This window comes from Pseudomonas sp. B21-047, assembly GCF_024748775.1.
Taxonomy (GTDB): Bacteria; Pseudomonadota; Gammaproteobacteria; order Pseudomonadales; family Pseudomonadaceae; genus Aquipseudomonas; species Aquipseudomonas capeferrum.
In genome coordinates this window covers 2,346,126-2,364,896 of the sequence record NZ_CP087169.1, presented here as the reverse complement: position 1 = coordinate 2,364,896, position 18,771 = coordinate 2,346,126, and the positions used below count along the sequence as shown (strand labels likewise).

At 63.9% G+C, this 18,771-nt stretch carries 16 protein-coding genes; 9 read left to right on the top strand and 7 right to left on the bottom strand.

Going from position 1 to position 18,771, the window contains the following annotated elements:
- Positions 1 to 22: 22 nt before the first annotated feature.
- The 3 genes from LOY26_RS10870 (at position 23) to LOY26_RS10860 (ending at position 3,639) form a co-directional block, all read left to right on the top strand.
- Positions 23 to 787, top strand: a complete 765-nt coding sequence (locus LOY26_RS10870; protein ID WP_033697319.1) for a GntR family transcriptional regulator — start codon at positions 23 to 25, stop codon at positions 785 to 787.
- A gap of 2 nt (positions 788 to 789) precedes the next feature.
- A complete protein-coding gene (locus tag LOY26_RS10865) occupies positions 790 to 1,353 on the top strand; it encodes an NUDIX hydrolase (protein ID WP_033697318.1) in 564 nt (187 codons plus the stop codon).
- Between the two features lie 102 nt (positions 1,354 to 1,455).
- The gene (locus LOY26_RS10860; protein WP_186659459.1) at positions 1,456 to 3,639 is read left to right on the top strand and encodes a response regulator; all 2,184 of its coding nucleotides are present in this window, start codon (positions 1,456 to 1,458) and stop codon (positions 3,637 to 3,639) included.
- Between the two features lie 7 nt (positions 3,640 to 3,646).
- Here LOY26_RS10860 and LOY26_RS10855 read toward each other — a convergent pair whose 3' ends face one another.
- The 3 genes from LOY26_RS10855 to LOY26_RS10845 form a co-directional block, all read right to left on the bottom strand.
- On the bottom strand, positions 3,647 to 5,818 hold the full coding sequence (locus LOY26_RS10855) for a response regulator (RefSeq protein WP_186659451.1): 2,172 nt from the start codon (positions 5,816 to 5,818) through the stop codon (positions 3,647 to 3,649).
- An 86-nt stretch (positions 5,819 to 5,904) separates the two neighbouring features.
- Positions 5,905 to 6,537 (bottom strand): LysE family translocator, encoded by a 633-nt coding sequence (locus LOY26_RS10850; protein ID WP_258714735.1) that lies wholly within the window; start codon positions 6,535 to 6,537, stop codon positions 5,905 to 5,907.
- Positions 6,538 to 6,603: 66 nt separating this feature from the next.
- Positions 6,604 to 7,218 (bottom strand): LysE family translocator, encoded by a 615-nt coding sequence (locus tag LOY26_RS10845; RefSeq protein WP_047583884.1) that lies wholly within the window; start codon positions 7,216 to 7,218, stop codon positions 6,604 to 6,606.
- Positions 7,219 to 7,329: 111 nt separating this feature from the next.
- On the opposite strand from LOY26_RS10845, the gene LOY26_RS10840 reads away from it, so the two are divergent.
- Both LOY26_RS10840 and LOY26_RS10835 read left to right on the top strand, forming a co-directional pair.
- Positions 7,330 to 7,782 carry an Lrp/AsnC family transcriptional regulator gene (locus LOY26_RS10840; RefSeq protein ID WP_033697313.1) on the top strand — a complete coding sequence of 151 codons (453 nt, stop codon included), beginning with the start codon at positions 7,330 to 7,332 and terminating at the stop codon, positions 7,780 to 7,782.
- 315 nt (positions 7,783 to 8,097) lie between these two features.
- Entirely contained in the window at positions 8,098 to 9,510 is a 1,413-nt protein-coding gene (locus LOY26_RS10835) for a cytosine permease (protein WP_258714734.1), read from the top strand.
- A gap of 83 nt (positions 9,511 to 9,593) precedes the next feature.
- Here the strand turns inward: LOY26_RS10835 and LOY26_RS10830 are convergent, their stop codons facing one another.
- Complete coding sequence (locus LOY26_RS10830; RefSeq protein ID WP_033697311.1) at positions 9,594 to 10,487, bottom strand: LysR family transcriptional regulator; 894 nt, start codon at positions 10,485 to 10,487, stop codon at positions 9,594 to 9,596.
- A gap of 147 nt (positions 10,488 to 10,634) precedes the next feature.
- Here LOY26_RS10830 and LOY26_RS10825 point away from each other — a divergent pair, with 147 nt between their 5' ends.
- The 4 genes from LOY26_RS10825 to LOY26_RS10810 all read left to right on the top strand — a co-directional run bounded on the left by LOY26_RS10825 (position 10,635) and on the right by LOY26_RS10810 (position 15,791).
- Entirely contained in the window at positions 10,635 to 11,705 is a 1,071-nt protein-coding gene (locus LOY26_RS10825) for a 4-oxalomesaconate tautomerase (protein ID WP_077068377.1), read from the top strand.
- Between the two features lie 62 nt (positions 11,706 to 11,767).
- Complete coding sequence (gene dctA / locus LOY26_RS10820) at positions 11,768 to 13,084, top strand: C4-dicarboxylate transporter DctA (protein ID WP_033697310.1); 1,317 nt, start codon at positions 11,768 to 11,770, stop codon at positions 13,082 to 13,084.
- Positions 13,085 to 13,175: 91 nt separating this feature from the next.
- The gene (locus LOY26_RS10815) at positions 13,176 to 14,501 is read left to right on the top strand and encodes a citrate:proton symporter (protein ID WP_328286657.1); all 1,326 of its coding nucleotides are present in this window, start codon (positions 13,176 to 13,178) and stop codon (positions 14,499 to 14,501) included.
- A gap of 36 nt (positions 14,502 to 14,537) precedes the next feature.
- Entirely contained in the window at positions 14,538 to 15,791 is a 1,254-nt protein-coding gene (locus LOY26_RS10810; protein ID WP_258714733.1) for an OprD family porin, read from the top strand.
- A gap of 28 nt (positions 15,792 to 15,819) precedes the next feature.
- Here the strand turns inward: LOY26_RS10810 and LOY26_RS10805 are convergent, their stop codons facing one another.
- The 3 genes from LOY26_RS10805 to LOY26_RS10795 are packed head-to-tail and all read right to left on the bottom strand — an operon-like array spanning position 15,820 to position 18,768.
- On the bottom strand, positions 15,820 to 17,145 hold the full coding sequence (locus LOY26_RS10805) for an FMN-binding glutamate synthase family protein (protein WP_033697307.1): 1,326 nt from the start codon (positions 17,143 to 17,145) through the stop codon (positions 15,820 to 15,822).
- Between the two features lie 15 nt (positions 17,146 to 17,160).
- Complete coding sequence (locus tag LOY26_RS10800; protein WP_047583883.1) at positions 17,161 to 17,835, bottom strand: protein glxC; 675 nt, start codon at positions 17,833 to 17,835, stop codon at positions 17,161 to 17,163.
- A gap of 27 nt (positions 17,836 to 17,862) precedes the next feature.
- Entirely contained in the window at positions 17,863 to 18,768 is a 906-nt protein-coding gene (locus tag LOY26_RS10795; RefSeq protein WP_186659431.1) for a glutamine amidotransferase family protein, read from the bottom strand.
- Between the last annotated feature and the right edge of the window lie 3 nt (positions 18,769 to 18,771).

The window sequence follows — 18,771 nt, the reverse complement described above, 5'->3', positions numbered from 1 at the left end:
AGCCTCATAAAGAGCGCACCTGATGAAACGCCAGCCACTCGACGACAGCTTCAAGGTCAACCGCAACCCCGTTACCCTGCGCGAAATCGTGCTCGACAAGCTGCGCGCCGCGATCATGAACTTCCATCTGCTGCCGGGTGACCGCCTGGTAGAACGCGACCTCTGCGACCGCCTCGGGGTCAGCCGTACCTCGGTGCGAGAAGCGCTGCGCCACCTGGAATCCGAAGGCCTGGTCGAATTCGCCGATGCCAAAGGCCCGCGCGTGGCAATCATTACCCTGGAAGATGCCCGCGATATCTACGAGCTGCGCTGCGTGCTCGAAGGCCTGATCGTCCAGCTGTTCACGCTCAATGCCAAGGCCAAGGACATCCGCGCCCTGGAACGCGCGCTGGAGGTCAACCGCGAAGCGCTGGAAGAAGGCGAGCTGCAACAGGTGCTCGACTCGGTGCAAGGCTTCTACGACGTGCTGCTGGAAGGCTCCGGCAACCAGGTCGCCGCCCAGCAGCTGCGCCAGTTGCAGGCACGCATCAGCTACCTGCGTGCCACCTCGGTCTCGCAAGAGAACCGCCGGGGTGCCAGCAACCGGGAGATGGAAAAGATCGTCGAGGCGATCAAGGGCGGCGACCCGCTGGTTGCCCACCAGGCCTCGGTCGATCACGTCCGCGCTGCCGCCAAGGTAGCCCTGGACTATCTGCGCCAGAAGCAGGATGACAACACCAAGGTGCGCGACATGGTCGAGCCCCTGGCCCTCAAAGAACCCCGTATAGAACCCCGCATAGGCCGCTGACCATGCCCAACGCCCCGCGCTACTGCCCGCACTGCACCACGGAACTGGCTCGGGGCGTTCCCACAGGCGACACCCACGAACGCCTGCGCTGCACCGCCTGCGGTTACATCCATTACATCAACCCGAAGATCATCGCCGGCTGCATCATCGAGCGCGATGGCAAGTACCTGTTGTGCCAGCGCGCCATCCCGCCGCGCCCTGGCACCTGGACCTTGCCTGCAGGCTTCATGGAAGCGGGCGAAACCACCGAGCAGGCGGCGTTGCGCGAAGTGTGGGAAGAAAGCGGCGTGCACGCCGAAATCGTCTCGCCCTATTCGATCTTCAGCGTGGCCAAGATCAGCGAGGTGTACATCATCTTCCGCGCCATCGCCACCCAGGAGACCGGGCAGTTCGGGCCGGAGACCCTGGCCTACAAGTTCTTCGAACCGGGGGAAATCCCCTGGGACGAAATCTACTATCCGGCGATCCGGCAGATTCTAGAGCGCTACATTCTTGAGCGCCAGGCGGGGGTTTACGGCATCTACATGGGCAACGACGATACCGGCAAGGTGCACTTCATTCGCTGAGCCTGCCCCGCGAAAAGGCCGGACCAGGCGACATAAAGGCCTCGCCAATTGGCCATTCTCGGTGCACCCTTATGCTCCCAGGCAAAAGGATCGGCAGAGCACATGGCGAAATGGCTAGATGGCGGCGGGCTGATGGCCGAACACATCCGCCAGCATGATTGGCACAGCACCCCACTTGGCCCACTGCAGGCATGGCCCAGCGTACTCAAGACGACGGTGGCCCTGTGCTTGGGCTCGCGCTTCCCGCAGGCAGTGCTATGGGGCAATGAGCTGATTACCCTCTACAACGACGCCTTCACCGAGATTCTCGGCAGCAAGCCACAGGCCCTGGGCCGCCCGTTCAGCGAGGTGTGGCAGGAAGCCTGGGGCGAGATCGGCGCCATGGCCGACCGCGCCCTGGCCGGTGAAGCGGTGTTCATCGAAGACTTCCCGCTGGTCATCGACCGCAACGGTGGCCCCGAGCGCGCCTATTTCACCTTCTGCTACAGCCCCATCCGTGGCGAGGACGGCAGCGTGCTGGGCATGCTCGACACCGTGACCGAAACCACCACCAGCGTGGTCAACAGCCAGCGCCTCAACTTCCTCGACGGCCTGGGCCGGGAGGTGGCCAACGCCACCGACCCCGAGCGGATCATGGCCATCACCACGCGCATGCTGGTCGAGCACCTGCAGCTTTCCAGCTGCGCCTACGCGGTCATGGATGCAGACCAGGATGGCTTCAACATCTGTGGCGACGCCGTGTCAGCCGGTTCACCACGGCTGATCGGCCAATACCGCCTGGCCGACTTCGGCCGCCTGGCAGTCAGCCAGTTGCGCGCTGGCGAGCCGCTGGTCATCAACGACAACCTCAGCGAACTGGCCGCCGAAGAAGCGGCGACCTTCCAGGCCATCGGCATCACCGCGACCATCTGCATGCCGCTGATCAAGGACGGTCGCCTGACCGCACTGATGGCCATCCACGACAAGGCGCCCCGGGTGTGGACCGGCTACGAGCTGCGCTTGATCGGCGAGGTGACCGAGCGCTGCTGGTCGCATATCCAGCGGGTCCAGGCCCATGCCGAAGTACGCGAGGCAATGGCGGCGCTGGAGGCGCTCAATGCCACGCTGGAACAGCGCGTCGACCAACGCACCAGCCAACTGCTGCACACCGAAGCCGTGTTGCGCCAGGCGCAGAAGCTTGAAGCCATCGGCCAGCTGACCGGTGGCGTGGCGCACGACTTCAACAACCTGCTGACCATCATTCGCTCGTCGTTGCACTTCCTGCAGCGCCCCGACCTTGAGCAAAGCCGTCGCGAACGCTACCTGAAGACCATGGCCGACACCGTCGACCGCGGCGCCAAGCTGACCGGCCAACTGCTCGCCTTCGCTCGCCGCCAGGCATTGAGCCCGCAAGTGTTCGAGGCCGGGCCACGCCTGGAAGCCATGGCCGAGATGCTCGACACCGCCACCGGAGCACGCATCAAGGTGGAACTGCAACTGCCAGCCGCGCCTTGCCATATCCGCGCCGACCTCAGCCAGCTCGAGACGGCGGTGATCAACCTGATGCTCAATGGTCGCGATGCCATGGCCGGCGAAGGCACCTTGCGCCTGCGCCTGTTGGCCGATCAGCACATGCCCGCGCTGCGTGGTCAGCCTGCGCCAGCGGGCACGTTTGCGGCCATCTCGGTGGTGGACAGCGGTATCGGCATTGCCGCGAAGTTGCTCGACCGCATCTTCGACCCCTTCTTCACCACCAAGGCCCCCGGTGAAGGGACCGGGCTTGGCCTGTCCCAGGTGTTTGGTTTCGCCAAGCAGTCCGGTGGCGATGTAGCCGTGGTCAGCGTCGAGGGCGAAGGCACAACGTTCACCCTGTACCTGCCGCAAGAGGCCCCGCCTGCCGAACCGGCCGACGTCACCGCCGCCCCCACCCAACCCGAGGTCGGCAAGGCGCGAGGGCGGATACTGGTGGTGGAGGACAACCCCGACCTCTGCACGTTCACCGCGCAGATTCTCGAGGACCACGGCTACCGGATCAGTTGGGCAAATTCGGCAGAGGAAGCGCTGGCCTTGTTGGCAGGCCCGGCGGGCGATTTCGATGCCGTGTTTTCCGATGTGCTCATGCCCGGCATGGGGGGCTTGGCACTGGCCCGCGAACTGCGGCGCCAACGCCCGCAACTGCCGGTGATCCTCACCTCGGGCTACAGCGATGCGATTGCCGAAGGCGGCCACCAGGGCTTTGCCTTCCTGGCCAAGCCGTACTCGGCCGAGCAGGTGTGCCAGATGCTGGCCAAAGTGCTGGGAAGCTGAACAGCGGCTAACGCGGGGCGGCCAGCAACCGCGCCACACTCTGCGCCAGCTCGGCGCGCCGGTATGGCTTGCGCAACACCTCGAATCCCTTGAGCTCGCGGGGTGTAAGGTTGGCATAGCCGGTGATGATCAACACCGGCAGGTCAGCCTGGCGCTCGCGCATCTGTTGGGCAAAACGCACCCCGGTCATGTCGGCCATGACGTGGTCTGTCACCAGCACGTCCGGCTGCCAGCCCTGCTCCACCCGCTGCAGCGCTGCCGCGGCACTGCTCGCTTCGCACACCTCGTACCCCAGGTCGCGCAATTGCAAGGCCGTGGCATGGCGCACGATCGCCTCATCATCCACCAACAGAATTCGGCTGGCGCGGTCGGCCAGGGGCGCCTCTGCACTGTCACTGTCACTGTCACGGCCAACTGCGGCGACATCGCTGATCGGCAACCACAGCGTGGCCACAGTCCCCTCCCCCTGCTGCGAGCGAATCGCGAAGCCACCACCCGACTGCACCGCCAGCCCCTGCACCATCGGCAGGCCAAGGCCGGTGCCCTTGCCCACGCCCTTGGTGGAATAGAATGGCTCGACGCAGCGGCGCAGCTGCTCATCGCTCATGCCGCTGCCACTGTCGCGAACCTGCAGCCAGACCAACGGCGCGCCCGCAGTGCCTGCCGGGTGCGGTGGGCCGTCGGCATCGAGCCCGGCGACGATGCTCAGGGCACCGCCGCCGGCCATGGCGTCGCGGGCATTGACCACCAGGTTGAGCAGCGCCAGCTCCAGTTGATGCGGATCGACCAGCACGGCGGGCAGCAACGGGTCGACTTGCACCTGCACGGCAATGGTCGGCCCAAGCGAGCGCGCCATAAGTTCGCGCATGTCCTCCACCAAGGCAGCCAGCGACACGGCTTGTGGCTTGAGGGTTTGTCGACGGGCGAAACTCAGCAAGCGCCCCACCAGGTTGCGCGCCCGCTCGGCAGCCTGCAGGCCACCGTCGATCAAGCGGGGAGCTCGCTCGGATTGCGGGTGCCGACGCATCAATTCGAAGGAGGCGATAATTGGCGTGAGCATGTTGTTGAGGTCATGGGCGATGCCACCGGTCAACTGGCCGATCATCTCCAGCTTGTGCGCTTCATGCAGTTGCAGAATCGCCGCCTCGCGCTCGGCCAGCACGGCCGCGACGCGCTCCTCCAGGCTTTCGTTGAGCAGGTGCAGGGCACGCTCTGCACGGGCATGGGTAATGGCCGCCCAGGCTTGCTTGGCGGCATCCTCGACCAGTTGGCACTCGTCTTCGAAGCAGTGATGTGGCGTGTGAAAGTGCACGGCAAGCATGGCTTCCAGGTGGCCGGCGCGCAGCACCGGCACATGCAGCGTGCTACACAAGCCGCTCAGCGGCGCCGATGCGCTGTCATAAGCCTGCTGCACCACCTTGCCCGCCACCAACTGCTCACGCAGCGATGCCCCGTAGGTGGCGTAGCGGTGCTGGCCGACCCTCGAAGGCAGGCCGTCAGCCCAGTCATGCGCAACCTTGTAACCTGTGCCGTCGCCCAGGTCCTCGCCGAAACACACCTGCGTCGCCCCCAGGTGCTGGGCGAGGCGTGCTACCACATACGCTTCGATACGCTCCGCTTCACCCAGCCCAGGCAAGGTGCGGCCCAGCTCCAGCAAAAACGCCTGGCGCTGTTGGAAACGAACCCGTTCGGTGGTTTCAGTCACCAGGCACAACACCCCGCCAACGCTGCCATCGGCTTCGCGCACGGCGGAATAGGAGACATCGAAGTACACGGTCTCACCCAGGCCGCGACGCTCTATATAGAACGGGCGGTCCTTGGCTGAAAACGTCTGGCCGGTCTCACGCACGCCACGCAGCAGCGGCTCAAGGTCGTCCCACAGCTCACGCCAGTTGTCCTCAGCCGGGCGCCCCAGTGCCTGGGGATGTTTGGTACCAATGGTCGGTGCATAGGCATCGTTGTAGAGCGCTACGTAAGTTTCGCCCCAGAACAGCACGAACTGCGCCTGGGCCGGCAGCAATGTAGCCATTACCGCCTGCAGGTGGGGCGACCAGTGCTCGGGGGGGCCGAGCGGCGAGCTGCTCCAGTCCATCGACTGCAGCAGGCCACCGATGGTGCCGCCGTTGAGCAGAAAATGCAGTGGCGGAGTGTGCGCATCGCGTTGCTGTAACAGGTTCATGTCTGGGAAGCCCCGGGCACCTTGCTATCCATCTTACGATAGGAGCGTTGCAATCAACGGTTCGTTCCACAGAGATCAGCGGTTGTTCAGCGGCGCCCTTCGGCCAGCATGCGCAGGGCAAGGCCGGCCAGTACGGTGCCCATCAGCCAGCGCTGAACCTGCTGCCACACGGGCCGGCCGCCGAGAAACACGGCGATGGAACCGGCCATCACGGCGATCAGCGCATTGACCGATACGCTGATGGCGATTTGCGTGCAGCCCAGCACCAGCGACTGCACCAGTACACTGCCGTGACCGGGCTCGATGAACTGCGGCATCAGCGACAGGTACATGACCGCGATCTTGGGGTTCAGCAGGCTGGTGGCAAAACCCATGGTGAACAGCCGCCGCGGGCTGTCGGCAGGCAGTTCACGTACCTGAAATGGCGAGCTACCGCCGGGCCGCAGCGCCTGCCAGGCCAGGTACAGCAAGTACAGTGCGCCACCGATGCGCAGCACGTCATAGGCAAACGGCACCGCCATCACCAGCGCGGTGATACCCAGCGCCGCGCAGAGCATATAGATGGCGAAGCCCAGGGCCACGCCGCCAAGGGATATCAAGCCGGCGTTACGGCCTTGGCAGATCGAACGAGAAATCAGGTAGATCATGTTCGGCCCGGGCGTCAGCACCATGCCCAGGCAGATCAGCGCGAATGTCAGCAGTTGGGCGGTTTCGGGCATGGGGCACATCCTGGCTGTGCGAAGAGAAGCGGCAAGTGTATCCGAGCCACGTCAGCGCCGGTAGATTCAGCCCAACTGCCCGGCAATCAGCCCCAGGGCCACCGCGATCATGGCAAGGCCCGATACCCGCCCGACCATCTTCGCTGCCCCAGGCCGGGTACTCAGTACGGCCTTGGCGCCATAGCCCACCAGCGAATAGATCACCAGCGAGCTGCACAGGTGCACCAGCCCGAGCAACAGGATCTGCAGCGGCACGGGCCAGCTGGAGTGTGGGTCGGTGAATTGCGGCAGCAGGGCAAGAAACAGCAGGAACACCTTCGGGTTCAGCCCACTCACGCAAAAGCCCTTCAATGCCCAGCGCGAACCGGAGTCCCCCACGCCGTCCTGCCCCGCCTGCGGCACACCCGGGCTCAGCAGCAGGTTGCCGCCCAGCCACAGCAAGTAGGTACAGCCCGCCAGCGTCAGCAACATCAGCGCCAGCGGGTGCCCAGCGAGCAGGCTGCCCACGCCCGCAGCCACCACCAGGGTTGCCAGGAAGTGCCCCGACAACATGCCTGCCACCGCAGGCATCACCCAGCGCCCGCGCATGCCCGCGGAGATGGCATACGCCCAGTCCGCCCCTGGGGTGATCACAAACAGCAACGACACGGCCCAGAACGCCGTCAGCACACTGATTGCCACTTGAATCTTCCTTATGTGTTGTCTTTGTGTGCAGAAAGATTACGGATTCCGTCGGGGCATTTTCTTTCGTATATTCCCCACCAACATACAAATACTGGAAGATTCTTCTCAATGGACCGGACAGATCGAAAAATCCTTGCCGAGCTGCAAAAAGATGGGCGCCTGTCGGTGACCGAGCTGGCTGACCGCGTAGGGTTGAGCTTGTCGCCCTGCCATCGTCGCCTGAAGGCGCTGGAAGACGCCGGCGCCATTCTCGGGTACCACGCGCGCCTGGCACCGGCCGCGCTGGGGCTTAACTTTGCCGCGCTGGTGTTCGTCACCCTGCGCGAGGTGACGCGCCAGCCGGTGGCGGACTTCGAGGCGGCACTAGCCGAGATCCCCCAGATTGTCGAGGCGCAGCGGTTGTTCGGTGACCCGGATTACCTGCTGCACGTGGTGGCGAAGGACCTGCCAGCGTTTCAGAAGCTGTATGACGAGCACCTGACCAGCATTCCCAATGTGAAGCGGCTGAGTTCGACATTGGTGATGAAGGAAGTGATTCAGGATCGGCTGTTACCGATGTAGTGACAATTTCTGATTATCTACCGCCTGTTCACCTGCACTGGAAACGCGCACGCCGCACCACGCCGGCTCACCTGTGCTGTTTCCCGACAGCCTGCAGCCCCCAAGCTCAAGGCTTTCAGCGCGGTGGCCCGCTCCTTGCTACCACTCGTCCCTTAACCTTTTGTCAGCCTTAGGTTTTTTAAGGTTTATGGGCACATATTTACTAATTTCTCGTTATCCCGACTCCCCGCATCATCCCTCCAACAAGAACGCGTTGCCCTTCGCCGGCACGCCCCCGGGCAGTACCCCCTGCCCCACCTTGCCTTGGAGTCAGTCATGACCAGTGCAGCCAACACGGCACCCCTCATAGAAAAACACACGATCGGCTACGTGCCCCCGCAAGACCGCCATGGAAAGGTAAGGGATCTGTTCACATTGTGGTTCGGCGGCAACATCGCGCCGCTGCCCATCGTCACCGGCGCGCTGGGCGTGCAGTTGTTTCACCTGAACCTGGTGTGGGGCATCATCGCCATCCTGGTCGGCCACCTGGTCGGCGGGGTGTTGATGGCGCTGCACTCGGCCCAGGGCCCGCAGATGGGCATCCCGCAGATGATCCAGAGCCGCGCCCAGTTCGGCTCGCTCGGCGCGCTGCTGGTGGTGGTGATCGCCGGGGTGATGTACATCGGCTTCTTCGCCTCCAACATCGTCCTGGCCGGCAAGTCGCTGCATGGTGTGGTCGAGGCCGTGCCGGTACCGGTGGGTATCGTCATCGGTGCGCTGGGGTCGGGCATCATCGGCATCATCGGCTACCGCTTCATCCACGTGCTCAACCGCATCGGCACCTGGGTGCTCGGCATCGGCATCGTGGTCGGCTTCGGCTACATCTTCAGCCATGTGCAAAGCGACGACTTCCTGACCCGCGGCGGCTTCAACCTGGCCGGCTGGCTGGCCACCGTGTCGCTGGCGGCGCTGTGGCAGATTGCCTTTGCCCCTTACGTGTCGGATTACTCGCGCTACCTGCCGGCTGACGTGAAAGTCTCATCGACCTTCTGGACCACGTATCTGGGCTCGGCCCTGGGTTCGAGCCTGTCGTTCATCTTCGGCGCCGTGGCGGTGCTGGCGATCCCGGCCGGCATGGACACCATGGACGCGGTCAAGCTCGCCACCGGCACCCTCGGCCCGATCATGCTGGTGCTGTTCCTGCTCAGCGTGATCAGCCACAACGCCCTCAACCTGTACGGCGCGGTGCTGTCGATCATCACCCTGATCCAGACCTTCGCCCACCGCTGGATCCCCACAGCCAAGAGCCGCGCGGTGCTGTCGCTGATCGTGCTGACGGCTTGCAGTGTGGTAGCCGTGTTCGCCTCGAAGGACTTCATCGGCCACTTCGTCGACATGGTGCTGGTGCTGCTGGTGGTGCTGGTGCCCTGGACCGCGATCAACCTGATCGACTTCTATGTGATCCACAAGGGCGACTACGACATCCAGTCGATCTTCAAGGTCGATGGCGGCATCTACGGGCGCTACAACCCCCAGGCGCTGATTGCCTATGCGGTGGGCATCGTGGTGCAGATCCCGTTCATGAACACGCCGCTGTACGTCGGGCCGATCTCCGAGCACATCAACGGCGCCGACCTGTCGTGGCTGGTCGGGCTGCTGGTCACCTCGCCGCTGTACGGGTGGCTGGCGAGCCGCGACAGTGCCTATCGTCGTCGGCAGACCAGTGCCAAGCTGGCGATGGGCGTCTGATCGCCCGCCGAGCCAACCGGCATCACCTGCAACCGGCCCGTGGCGACACGGGCCGGCTTGTTTCTGACCCCCGTACGGCGTTTTTAGCCGCCCCGCCATTTTTCCAGCAGGATCGACACGAACTTTTCTGCAGCCGGCGACAGCGAAGCCCCGCGCCGATAGACCAGGCCCAGAGTGCGCGTCACCTGTGGGTCGGTCAGGGGCACGCTGACCAGGGTCGGGTGGTCCGCTGCCGGCATGGCCAGGCTGGGCATCGCAGACACACCAAGCCCTGCCTCGACCATGCCGAGCGAAGTGGACAGGTGCTGCACCTCATAAAACCATTTGGGCCGTATGTTGAGCCCCGACAAGGCGTGGTCCAGCAGCATGCGGTTACCACTCAGGCGCCCCACGCCGATCAGGCGGTGGTCAGCCAGCTGCGTCCAAGTCACCGATTCGCGGCTTGCCAGTTCATGATCGCGGCGGCAGGCCAGCACGAAATGCTCGTTGACCAGCGGCACAAACTCGATGTCCGGGTGCTGGCCACTCATCATGTTGATGCCGAAATCGGCCTCGCCGCGCAAGACGGCTTCAAGGCCATCGTTGGCGCTGAGATCGAGCAGGCGGATGCGGATTTTCGGGTATTGCTCGTTGTACTGGCGAATCACGGTGGGCAGGAAGTAGAACGCCGCCGTCGGGATGCACGCCAGGGTGACTTGTCCGGTCTGGCGCTCGGCCAGTTCGCGAATACTCAGGATCGAGTCTTCGAAGTCATCGAGCAGGCGCCGCGCCTTGGGCAGGAAATCGCGGCCGACACTGGTCAGGCCAACCCGACGCGTGGTGCGTTCGAGTAAAGGCGTGCCCAGGCCCTCTTCCAGCTTCTTGATCCGCCGGCTGAGTGCTGGCTGGGAAAGGTGCAGGGCCTCTGCTGCTTCATGAAAGCTACCGAGTTCGGCGATTTTCACGAAAGAACGGATATCTTGCAGCTCATATTCCACAAGTTTGACTCCACGTCATAGCGTCGGCAATTATTCAACTACACGCATCAATCGCTACGATATTTGCATTGGATTGATTTATCAACGCCTGTCACTCTTTCTCTCAACACATCAATGATGCCAATTGATCAACGAGAGTCAGTAGTCATGCAACGAATCCCTTGTGTGCTCATGCGCGGCGGTACCTCCAAAGGCCCTTTCTTCCATGCCTGGGACCTGCCGGCCAATGTGGTGGAACGCGACGAAGTACTGATCAGCCTGATGGGGTCTGGCCATGAGCTGGAAATCGACGGCATCGGTGGTGGCAGCCCGCAAACCAGCAAGGTGGCGATCGTCAGCCCCTCGCTGCACCCTGACGCCGACGTCGATTACCTGTTCGTGCAGGTCATGGTCGCCGAGCGACGCGTCGACACCGCGCCCAACTGCGGCAACATGTTGTGTGCGGTCGGCCCATTTGCCATCGAACAGGGGCTGGTGAAAGCCCAAGGCGACAAAACCCTGGTGCGCATTCGCAACCTTAATACCCAGACCTTCGTCACCTCGCTGGTGCAAACCCCTGGCGGCACCGTCAAGTACGAAGGCCGCACCGCTATCGACGGCGTACCCGGCACGGCCGCGCCGATCCACCTGACCTTCCTCGACGCGGTCGGCAGCAAGACTGGAAAACTGTTCCCCACCGGGCAGGCCCGCGATGTGTTCGATGGCACGGCCGTCACCTGCATCGACATGGCCATGCCGCTGATGATCATCGAAGCCAGCCAGCTGGGCCTGGCCGGTAACGAGCGCCCTGCCGCCCTGGATGCCGACAGCGCACTGCTCGAGCGCCTGGAAGCCCTGCGGTTGCAAGCGGGCCGGGCCATGGGCCTGGGTGATGTGCGTGGCATGGTGATCCCGAAACCGGTGGTGGTGTCGCCGCCAACCAGCGACGGCACGCTGCAGGTGCGCTACTTCATGCCGCACAACTGCCACCGTGCGCTGGCGATCACTGGCGCGATTGGCCTGGCCACGGCCTGCGTGACTCCCGGCACCGTGACCGCCCAACTGTTGGGCGAGCACGCCCTGCAACTGTCCGAAGTACGGCTGGAGCACCCCAGCGGCGTCATCGATGTGGCCTTGAGCCGCGATGGCGGCAAGCTGCAGGCGTCGGTGATCCGCACTGCCCGCCGGCTCTTTTCAGGTTACGTGTATGCCCCGACAATGCGCCGCCTTGCCAGCTAGCGCGTACTGCACATGTTCAACCCAAAGCGCATCCGCACAATTTCAACAATGGGTGATGCCTCATGAAACTCATCAAATCGTTGTACTTTCAGATCCTCTGCGCCGTGCTGCTGGGTGTACTGGTCGGCCACCTCTGGGCCGAGCAGGCCGTGGCGCTGAAGCCGCTGGGCGATGCCTTCATCAAGCTGATCAAGATGATGATCGCGCCCGTGGTGTTCTGCACCATCGTCACCGGCATTGCCGGCATGACCGACAAGCGCTCGCTGGGGCGCCTGATGAGCAAGACGCTGCTGCTGTTCCTGGTGCTGACGGTGATCAGCCTGGTAATCGGCCTGGTGGCCGTGCATGTGTTCCAGCCTGGCGTGGGCATGAACATCGACCCTGCCACGTTGAGCACGGCGGGCCTCAGCCAGTACACCGCGTCGGCGGCCAAGCTGGGCGTGGTCGACTTCTTCATGCACATCATCCCTGACACCTTCATGGGCGCTTTCAACAAAGGTGAAGTGCTACCGGTGCTGTTCATCGCGGTGCTGTCGGGGTTTGCCCTGTCGGCCATGGGCGAACATGGCCAGCCTGTGCTGAACGTGCTGGAGTCCGCCTCGCAGATGGTGTTCCGCATCTTCGGCTACCTGATGCGCTTTGCCCCGGTCGGTGCGTTCGGCGCGCTGGCCTTTACCGTGGGCCAGTACGGCATTACGTCGCTGGGCGCCTTGGCCAAGCTGGTGATGACCCTGTACATCGCCTGCGCGTTCTTTGTGCTGGTGGTACTGGGTGGCCTGTGCCGGCTGCACGGCTTCAGCTTGTGGAAGCTGTTGCGGTTCTTCCGCGAGGAGTTCCTGGTGGTACTCGGCACCTCGTCTACCGAGCCGGTATTGCCAAGGATGCTGGAAAAGCTGCAGGCGCTGGGTTGCAGGAAGGGCGTGGTCGGGCTGGTGCTGCCCACGGGCTACTCCTTCAACCTCGATGGCACTGCGATCTACCTGTCGCTCGCCGCCGTGTTCATCGCGCAAGCGTGCAACATCGACCTGAGCCTGGGCCAGACGCTGACCATGCTGGCGATCATGCTGTTGTCGTCCAAAGGCGCCGCCGGTGTGACGGGCAGCGGTTTCGTGGCGCTCGCTTCGACGCTGACGGTGATCCACGATATCCCGCTGGCCGGCCTGGCGCTGCTGATCGGTATCGACCGCTTCATGTCAGAGGCACGCGCCCTCACCAGCCTGGCCAGCAACGCCGTGGCCACCGTGGTCATCTCGCTGTCCGAAGGTGCTTGCGACCGGCAGGTGCTCAGGCAAATGCTGGCAGACGGGAAAATGCCGTCAACCGCCGTCGCCGAGCCGAACGCCCCCTGGCCGGCCGCTGAGCCTACCCGCCAAAGCTGACCCCCGCTGCACCTACGTTAACCGCACCGCCCGGCAGGCATGACGCCGGGCGGCAAGACCGCCGTTTGCCTTGCGTTCGGCCACACTGACAATAACAACAAGAGAGAAAACCATGCTGGCATTGCTGGGTTTGACCATGGTGGTGGCATTCACCTACCTGATCATGAGCAAACGCTTGTCGCCTATCGTCGCCCTGACCTTGGTGCCGATCGTGTTCGCCGTGATCGGAGGCTTCGCGCCCGACCTTGGCAAAATGATGCTCGACGGCCTGAAAATGGTCGCACCCTCGGCAGCATTGCTGCTGTTCGCCATCTTGTTCTTCGGCCTGATGATCGATGCAGGCCTGTTCGACCCGCTGATCCGCATGATCCTCAAGCGTGTCAACGGCAACCCGGTAAAGATCGCCATCGGTACCGCCCTGCTCTCGCTGCTGGTGGCGCTGGACGGCGATGGCACCACCACCTACATGATCACCTGCGCAGCCATGCTGCCGCTGTACAAACGCATCGGCATGAACCCGATGATCCTCGCCACCGTAGCCATGCTGTCGCTGAGCATCATGAGTGGCTTGAGCCCTTGGGGCGGGCCGGCGACGCGGGCGATTGCGGCACTGGGCCTGGACGCGTCCGAGTACTTCATCCCCATGCTGCCGACCATGGTCGGCGGTGCCGCCTGGGTGGTGTTCACGGCATTTCTGCTGGGGCGCGCCGAGCGCAAGCGCATCGGCAACATCCAGCTGCAAGCAGGCGGCGGCAACTGCTACATCAAGGCCATTCTGGAAGAGACCCCGCACAAGCGCCCACGGCTGGCCTACGTCAACCTGGTGCTGGTGGTGGCAGTGATGATCGCCCTGGTAGCCGGGGTGATGCACGCCGCGATTCTGTTCATGATTGGTTTTGTCGCCGCGCTGATGATCAACTACCCGCAACTGAATGTGCAGAAGGAGCGGATACTGGCGCACTCCGGCAATGCCATGACCGTCGTACTGCTGGTATTTGCCGCAGGCATCTTCGCGGGCATCTTCTCCGGCACCAAGATGGTCGATGCGCTGGCGCAGACCTTGGTCGACTGGATTCCGCCATCCTGGGGCCACTGGTTCCCGCTGGTGGTGGCCATCACTAGCATGCCGCTGACCTTCGTGCTCTCCAACGATGCCTATTACTTCGGTGTGGTGCCGATCCTGGCCAATGCCGCCGCAGCGTATGGCATCGACCCGGTAGAGATCGCCCGCGCCTCGGTGCTCGGCCAGCCGGTGCACCTGATGAGCCCGCTGGTGGCCTCGACCTTGTTGCTGGTAGGCATGGTCGACCGGGATATCGGCGACTTCCAGAAAGCCACGGTCAAGTGGGCCGTGCTCACCTCGCTGGTCATTACTGCCATTGCGCTGCTGACCGGAGCGCTGTCGTTCTTCGTCTGAATGCCCAACCCACAATAACAAGAGAGTATCCGGACCATGACCCAAGTCATTCTCCGCAGGGCTGCGTGCGGCCTGCTGTTTGCCCATGTGCCCCTGACCCACGCTGCTGGTTTCATCGAAGACAGCGCACTCAAGCTGCAATTGCGCAACGTGTACTTCAACGAGAACTTTCGCGACGAGCAAGGCCTCAGCGCACGTGCTGCTGCTACGGCAAAAAGTGAACGGGTGGAATGGGCGCAAGGGTTCTTGCTGGATTACGCATCCGGGTTCACACAAGGCACGCTAGGGGTAGGCCTGGATGCCATGGCGCTGGTGGGCGTCAGGCTGGACTCGGGCCGTGGGCGCAGCGGTACCGGCTTGTTGCCGGTGCATGACGATGGCCGCGCGGCCAATGGGTTTGCCAGTGCCGGGGTCACCGCCAAGGCCCGGCTGGGCAAGACCGTGATCAAGCACGGTACGTTGCTGCCCAAGACACCGGTATTGGTGTACAACGACGCGCGCCTGCTGCCGCAGACCTACCAGGGCACCCAGCTGGTCTCCAGCGATATTGACGGGTTGACCTTGACCGGTGGCCATCTGCAGCGTTTCAAGCAGCGCGATTCGTCCGACAGCACTGGCCTGTTCGCCGATGGCTACAGCGGCGATGCATCGGCGGATTTCAGCTATGCCGGTGCCGATTACGCAGTGAGCAAAACCCTGCGATTGAGCTACTTTCGCGGCGAGCTGAACAACTTCTACCGCCAGGACTTTGCCGGCATTGCCCATGAACTGCCGCTGGCAGGGGGCGTGCTGGCCAGTGATGTGCGTTACTTCAAGAGCCGCGACGATGGCGCAGCGCAGGGTGGCCCCATTGATAACGACATGCTCAGCGGCCAGCTCAGCTATGCCCACAGCGGCCACACCGTGGGTGCGGGTTATCAGGTGCTCGATGGGGTTGCCGGGCTGCCCTACATCAGCGGCGCCACCGTGTACTCGTTCAGCAACGTCGGTATCGGCAAGTTCATTGAAGAAGACGAGAAGACCTGGATGGTCAGTTACGCCTACAACTTCGCGGCAGCCGGTGTGCCTGGGCTGACCTTCATGAGCCGCTACCTGAGCGGTGACAACGACAAGGCAGGTGATGCCGGGGCACGTGAATGGGAGCGCGACAGCGAACTGGCCTACGTCGTGCAGGCGGGCACATTCAAGGGGCTGGGAGTGAAGCTGCGCAACTACGTCTACCGCGCTGATTATTCCCGGGGGCGGGACAGTAACCGGGTCTACCTGACCTATGACATCGCGCTCTGGTAGGGGCCGCTTTGCGGCCCCAATTACGGCATTAATACTGCGTCTGCCCTGGCACCCAGGCAGTGCCCGCCAGCGGCACCCGTGCCATCGCCGCCGCCTCCACAGTCAACGCCACCAGGTCCTCCGGGTCGAGGTTATGCAGGTGCGACTTGCCACAGGCGCGGGCCATGGTCTGCGCCTCAAGCACCAGCACGCGCAGGTAGTTGGCCAGCCGCCGGCCGGCCTCCTCCGGGTTCAGGCGCTTGGCCAGTTCCGGGTCCTGGGTGGTGATGCCCGCCGGGTCACGGCCGTTCTGCCAGTCATCGTAAAAACCAGCCGCAGAGCCGATCGCCTTCAACTGCTCATCCAGCCGCGGGTGGTTGTCACCCAGGGCGATCAGCGCGGCGGTGCCGATGGCCACGGCGTCAGCCCCCAGGGCCATGGCCTTGGCCACGTCGGCACCGTTGCGGATACCACCCGAGACGATCAGTTGCACCTTGCGGTGCATGCCCATCTCCTGCAGCGCCTGCACCGCCTGCGGGATGGCCGGCAAGATGGGAATGCCGACATGCTCGATGAACACCTCCTGGGTCGCGGCGGTACCGCCCTGCATGCCGTCGAGCACGATCACGTCGGCGCCGGCCTTCACCGCCAGCTTGACGTCGTAGTACGGGCGGCTGGCGCCGATTTTCACGTAGATGGGTTTCTCCCAGTCTGTGATCTCGCGCAGCTCGGCAATCTTGATCGCCAGGTCGTCCGGGCCGGTCCAGTCTGGGTGGCGGCAGGCGCTGCGCTGGTCTACGCCGATCGGCAAGGTGCGCATGCCGGCCACCCGCTCGGTAACCTTCATGCCCAGCAACATGCCGCCGCCGCCCGGTTTGGCGCCCTGGCCGAGGACGATCTCGATGGCATCGGCCTTGCGCAGGTCGTCGGGGTTCATGCCATAGCGCGACGGCAGGTACTGGTACACCAGGTGCTGCGACTGGCCACGCTCTTCCGGGGTCATGCCGCCGTCGCCGGTGGTGGTACTGGTACCTGCGATGGTCGCACCCCGGCCCAATGCTTCCTTGGCATTGGCCGACAGCGCGCCGAAGCTCATGCCGGCAATGGTCACGGGGATCTTCAGGTGGATCGGCTTCTTGGCAAAACGGTTGCCGAGCACCACATCGGTGCCGCACTTTTCGCGGTAGCCTTCGAGCGGGTAGCGCGACACGCTGGCGCCCAGCAGCAGCAAGTCGTCGAAGTGCGGCACACGGCGCTTGGTGCCGCCGCCGCGGATGTCGTAGATGCCGGTTTCGGCGGCACGCTGGATTTCCTGGATGGTCAGGCGATCGAAGGTGGCCGATTCACGCAGTACCGGGGGGAATTGTTCGCTCATGGGTAGGCTCCTGGATCAGTACGCGCTGGCGTTGTCGACTTTGAAGTTGTACAGCTGACGGGCCGAGCCGTAGCGTTTGAAATCGGCGGCCTTGTGCTCCAGGCCTGCCTCGTTGAGCAACGCCTGCAGCTCTTGCAAGTGCTCGGCACGCATCTCTTTTTCGATGCAGTCCGAGCCTAGCGACTGCACCGAGCCTTTGACGTAGATGCGCACCTCGTACAGTGAGTCGCCCAGCGCATCGCCGGCATCGCCGCATACCACCAGGCGCCCGGCCTGGCCCATGAAGCAGCTCATGTGGCCGATGCTGCCGCCGACCACGATGTCCACACCCTTCATCGAAATGCCGCAGCGTGCCCCGGCATCGCCCTCGATCACCAAGAGCCCGCCGTGGGCCGTGGCGCCGGCTGCCTGCGAGGCACTGCCCTTGACCCGCACCGAGCCGGACATCATGTTCTCGGCCACCCCCACGCCGACGTTGCCGTGCACGGTGACGCTGGCCTGTTGATTCATGCCGGCGCAGTAGTAGCCGGCGTGGCCGTCGATATCCACCGACACCGGCTGGTTGATGCCCACGGCCAGGTTGTGCTTGCCGTCCGGGCGGCTGACCCGCCATTCGCGGTCCTGCACGTCGCCATGCAGGGCCTGGTTGAGTTCGCGCACCGAGGCGCTGGAAAGGTCGATCGTTTTCATGAGGTGCTCCAGTGAGTCGGTGACAGGTCAGGCGCTTTCGCGCTCCCAGACGTACAAGGTGGCCGGTGCTGGTTCCCAGACCTTGGCGTTTTCAATGCCCGGCAGGCTGGCCAGGGCCTGGTACTCGGAGGCCATGGCCACGTAGTCGTCGGTTTCGGCGAGCACCGCCGGCTTGCAAGCGATCGGATCGCGGATCACGGCAAAGCCATTGCGGGTGCCGATGGCGAAGGTAAAGAAGCCGTCCAGGTCTTGCAGGGCGCCATCCAGGGCCTGTGCCAGGCTGTCGCCTTGTTGCAGGCGCCAGGCCAGGTAGCCAGCCGCCACTTCGGTGTCGTTGTCGGTCTCGAAGCTAATGCCTTCGCGTTTCAGCTCCTCGCGCAGGCGGAAGTGGTTGGACAGCGAGCCGTTGTGCACCAGGCACAGGTCGGCGCCGGTGGAAAACGGATGGCTGCCTTCCAGGGTCACTGCACTTTCAGTGGCCATGCGGGTGTGGCCGATGATGTGGCTGCCTTGCATGCCGGCCAGGCCGAAGCGGCTAGAGATCTCGGCTGGCAGGCCCATGCCCTTGAGGATTTCGATGCTCTGCCCGGCGCTCATGATGCGCACGTCGGCGGCCAGTTCGGCCAAGGCTGCACGGGCGGCCGCTTCGCACGTGTGCACCTTGAGCACGGCGGCGCTGGCGTTCTGGAACCAGTCCAGCGAGCAGCCCAGGCGCCCTTCCAGTTGCCCCATCAGCGCCGCCCACGGATAGTCCACAGCGCTCGCCTGCAAGGTCAGCTTGACCCAGCCATCGGCTACTTCATCGCCATAGATGGCAAAGCCGGCGCTGTCCGGGCCACGGTCGGTCATGGCCTGCAGCATGGGTTCGAAGAGTTTGCCGAGCTGGGCTTCCAGCGCCGGCTTTTTCAGGTACAGGCCTACGATTCCACACATGGT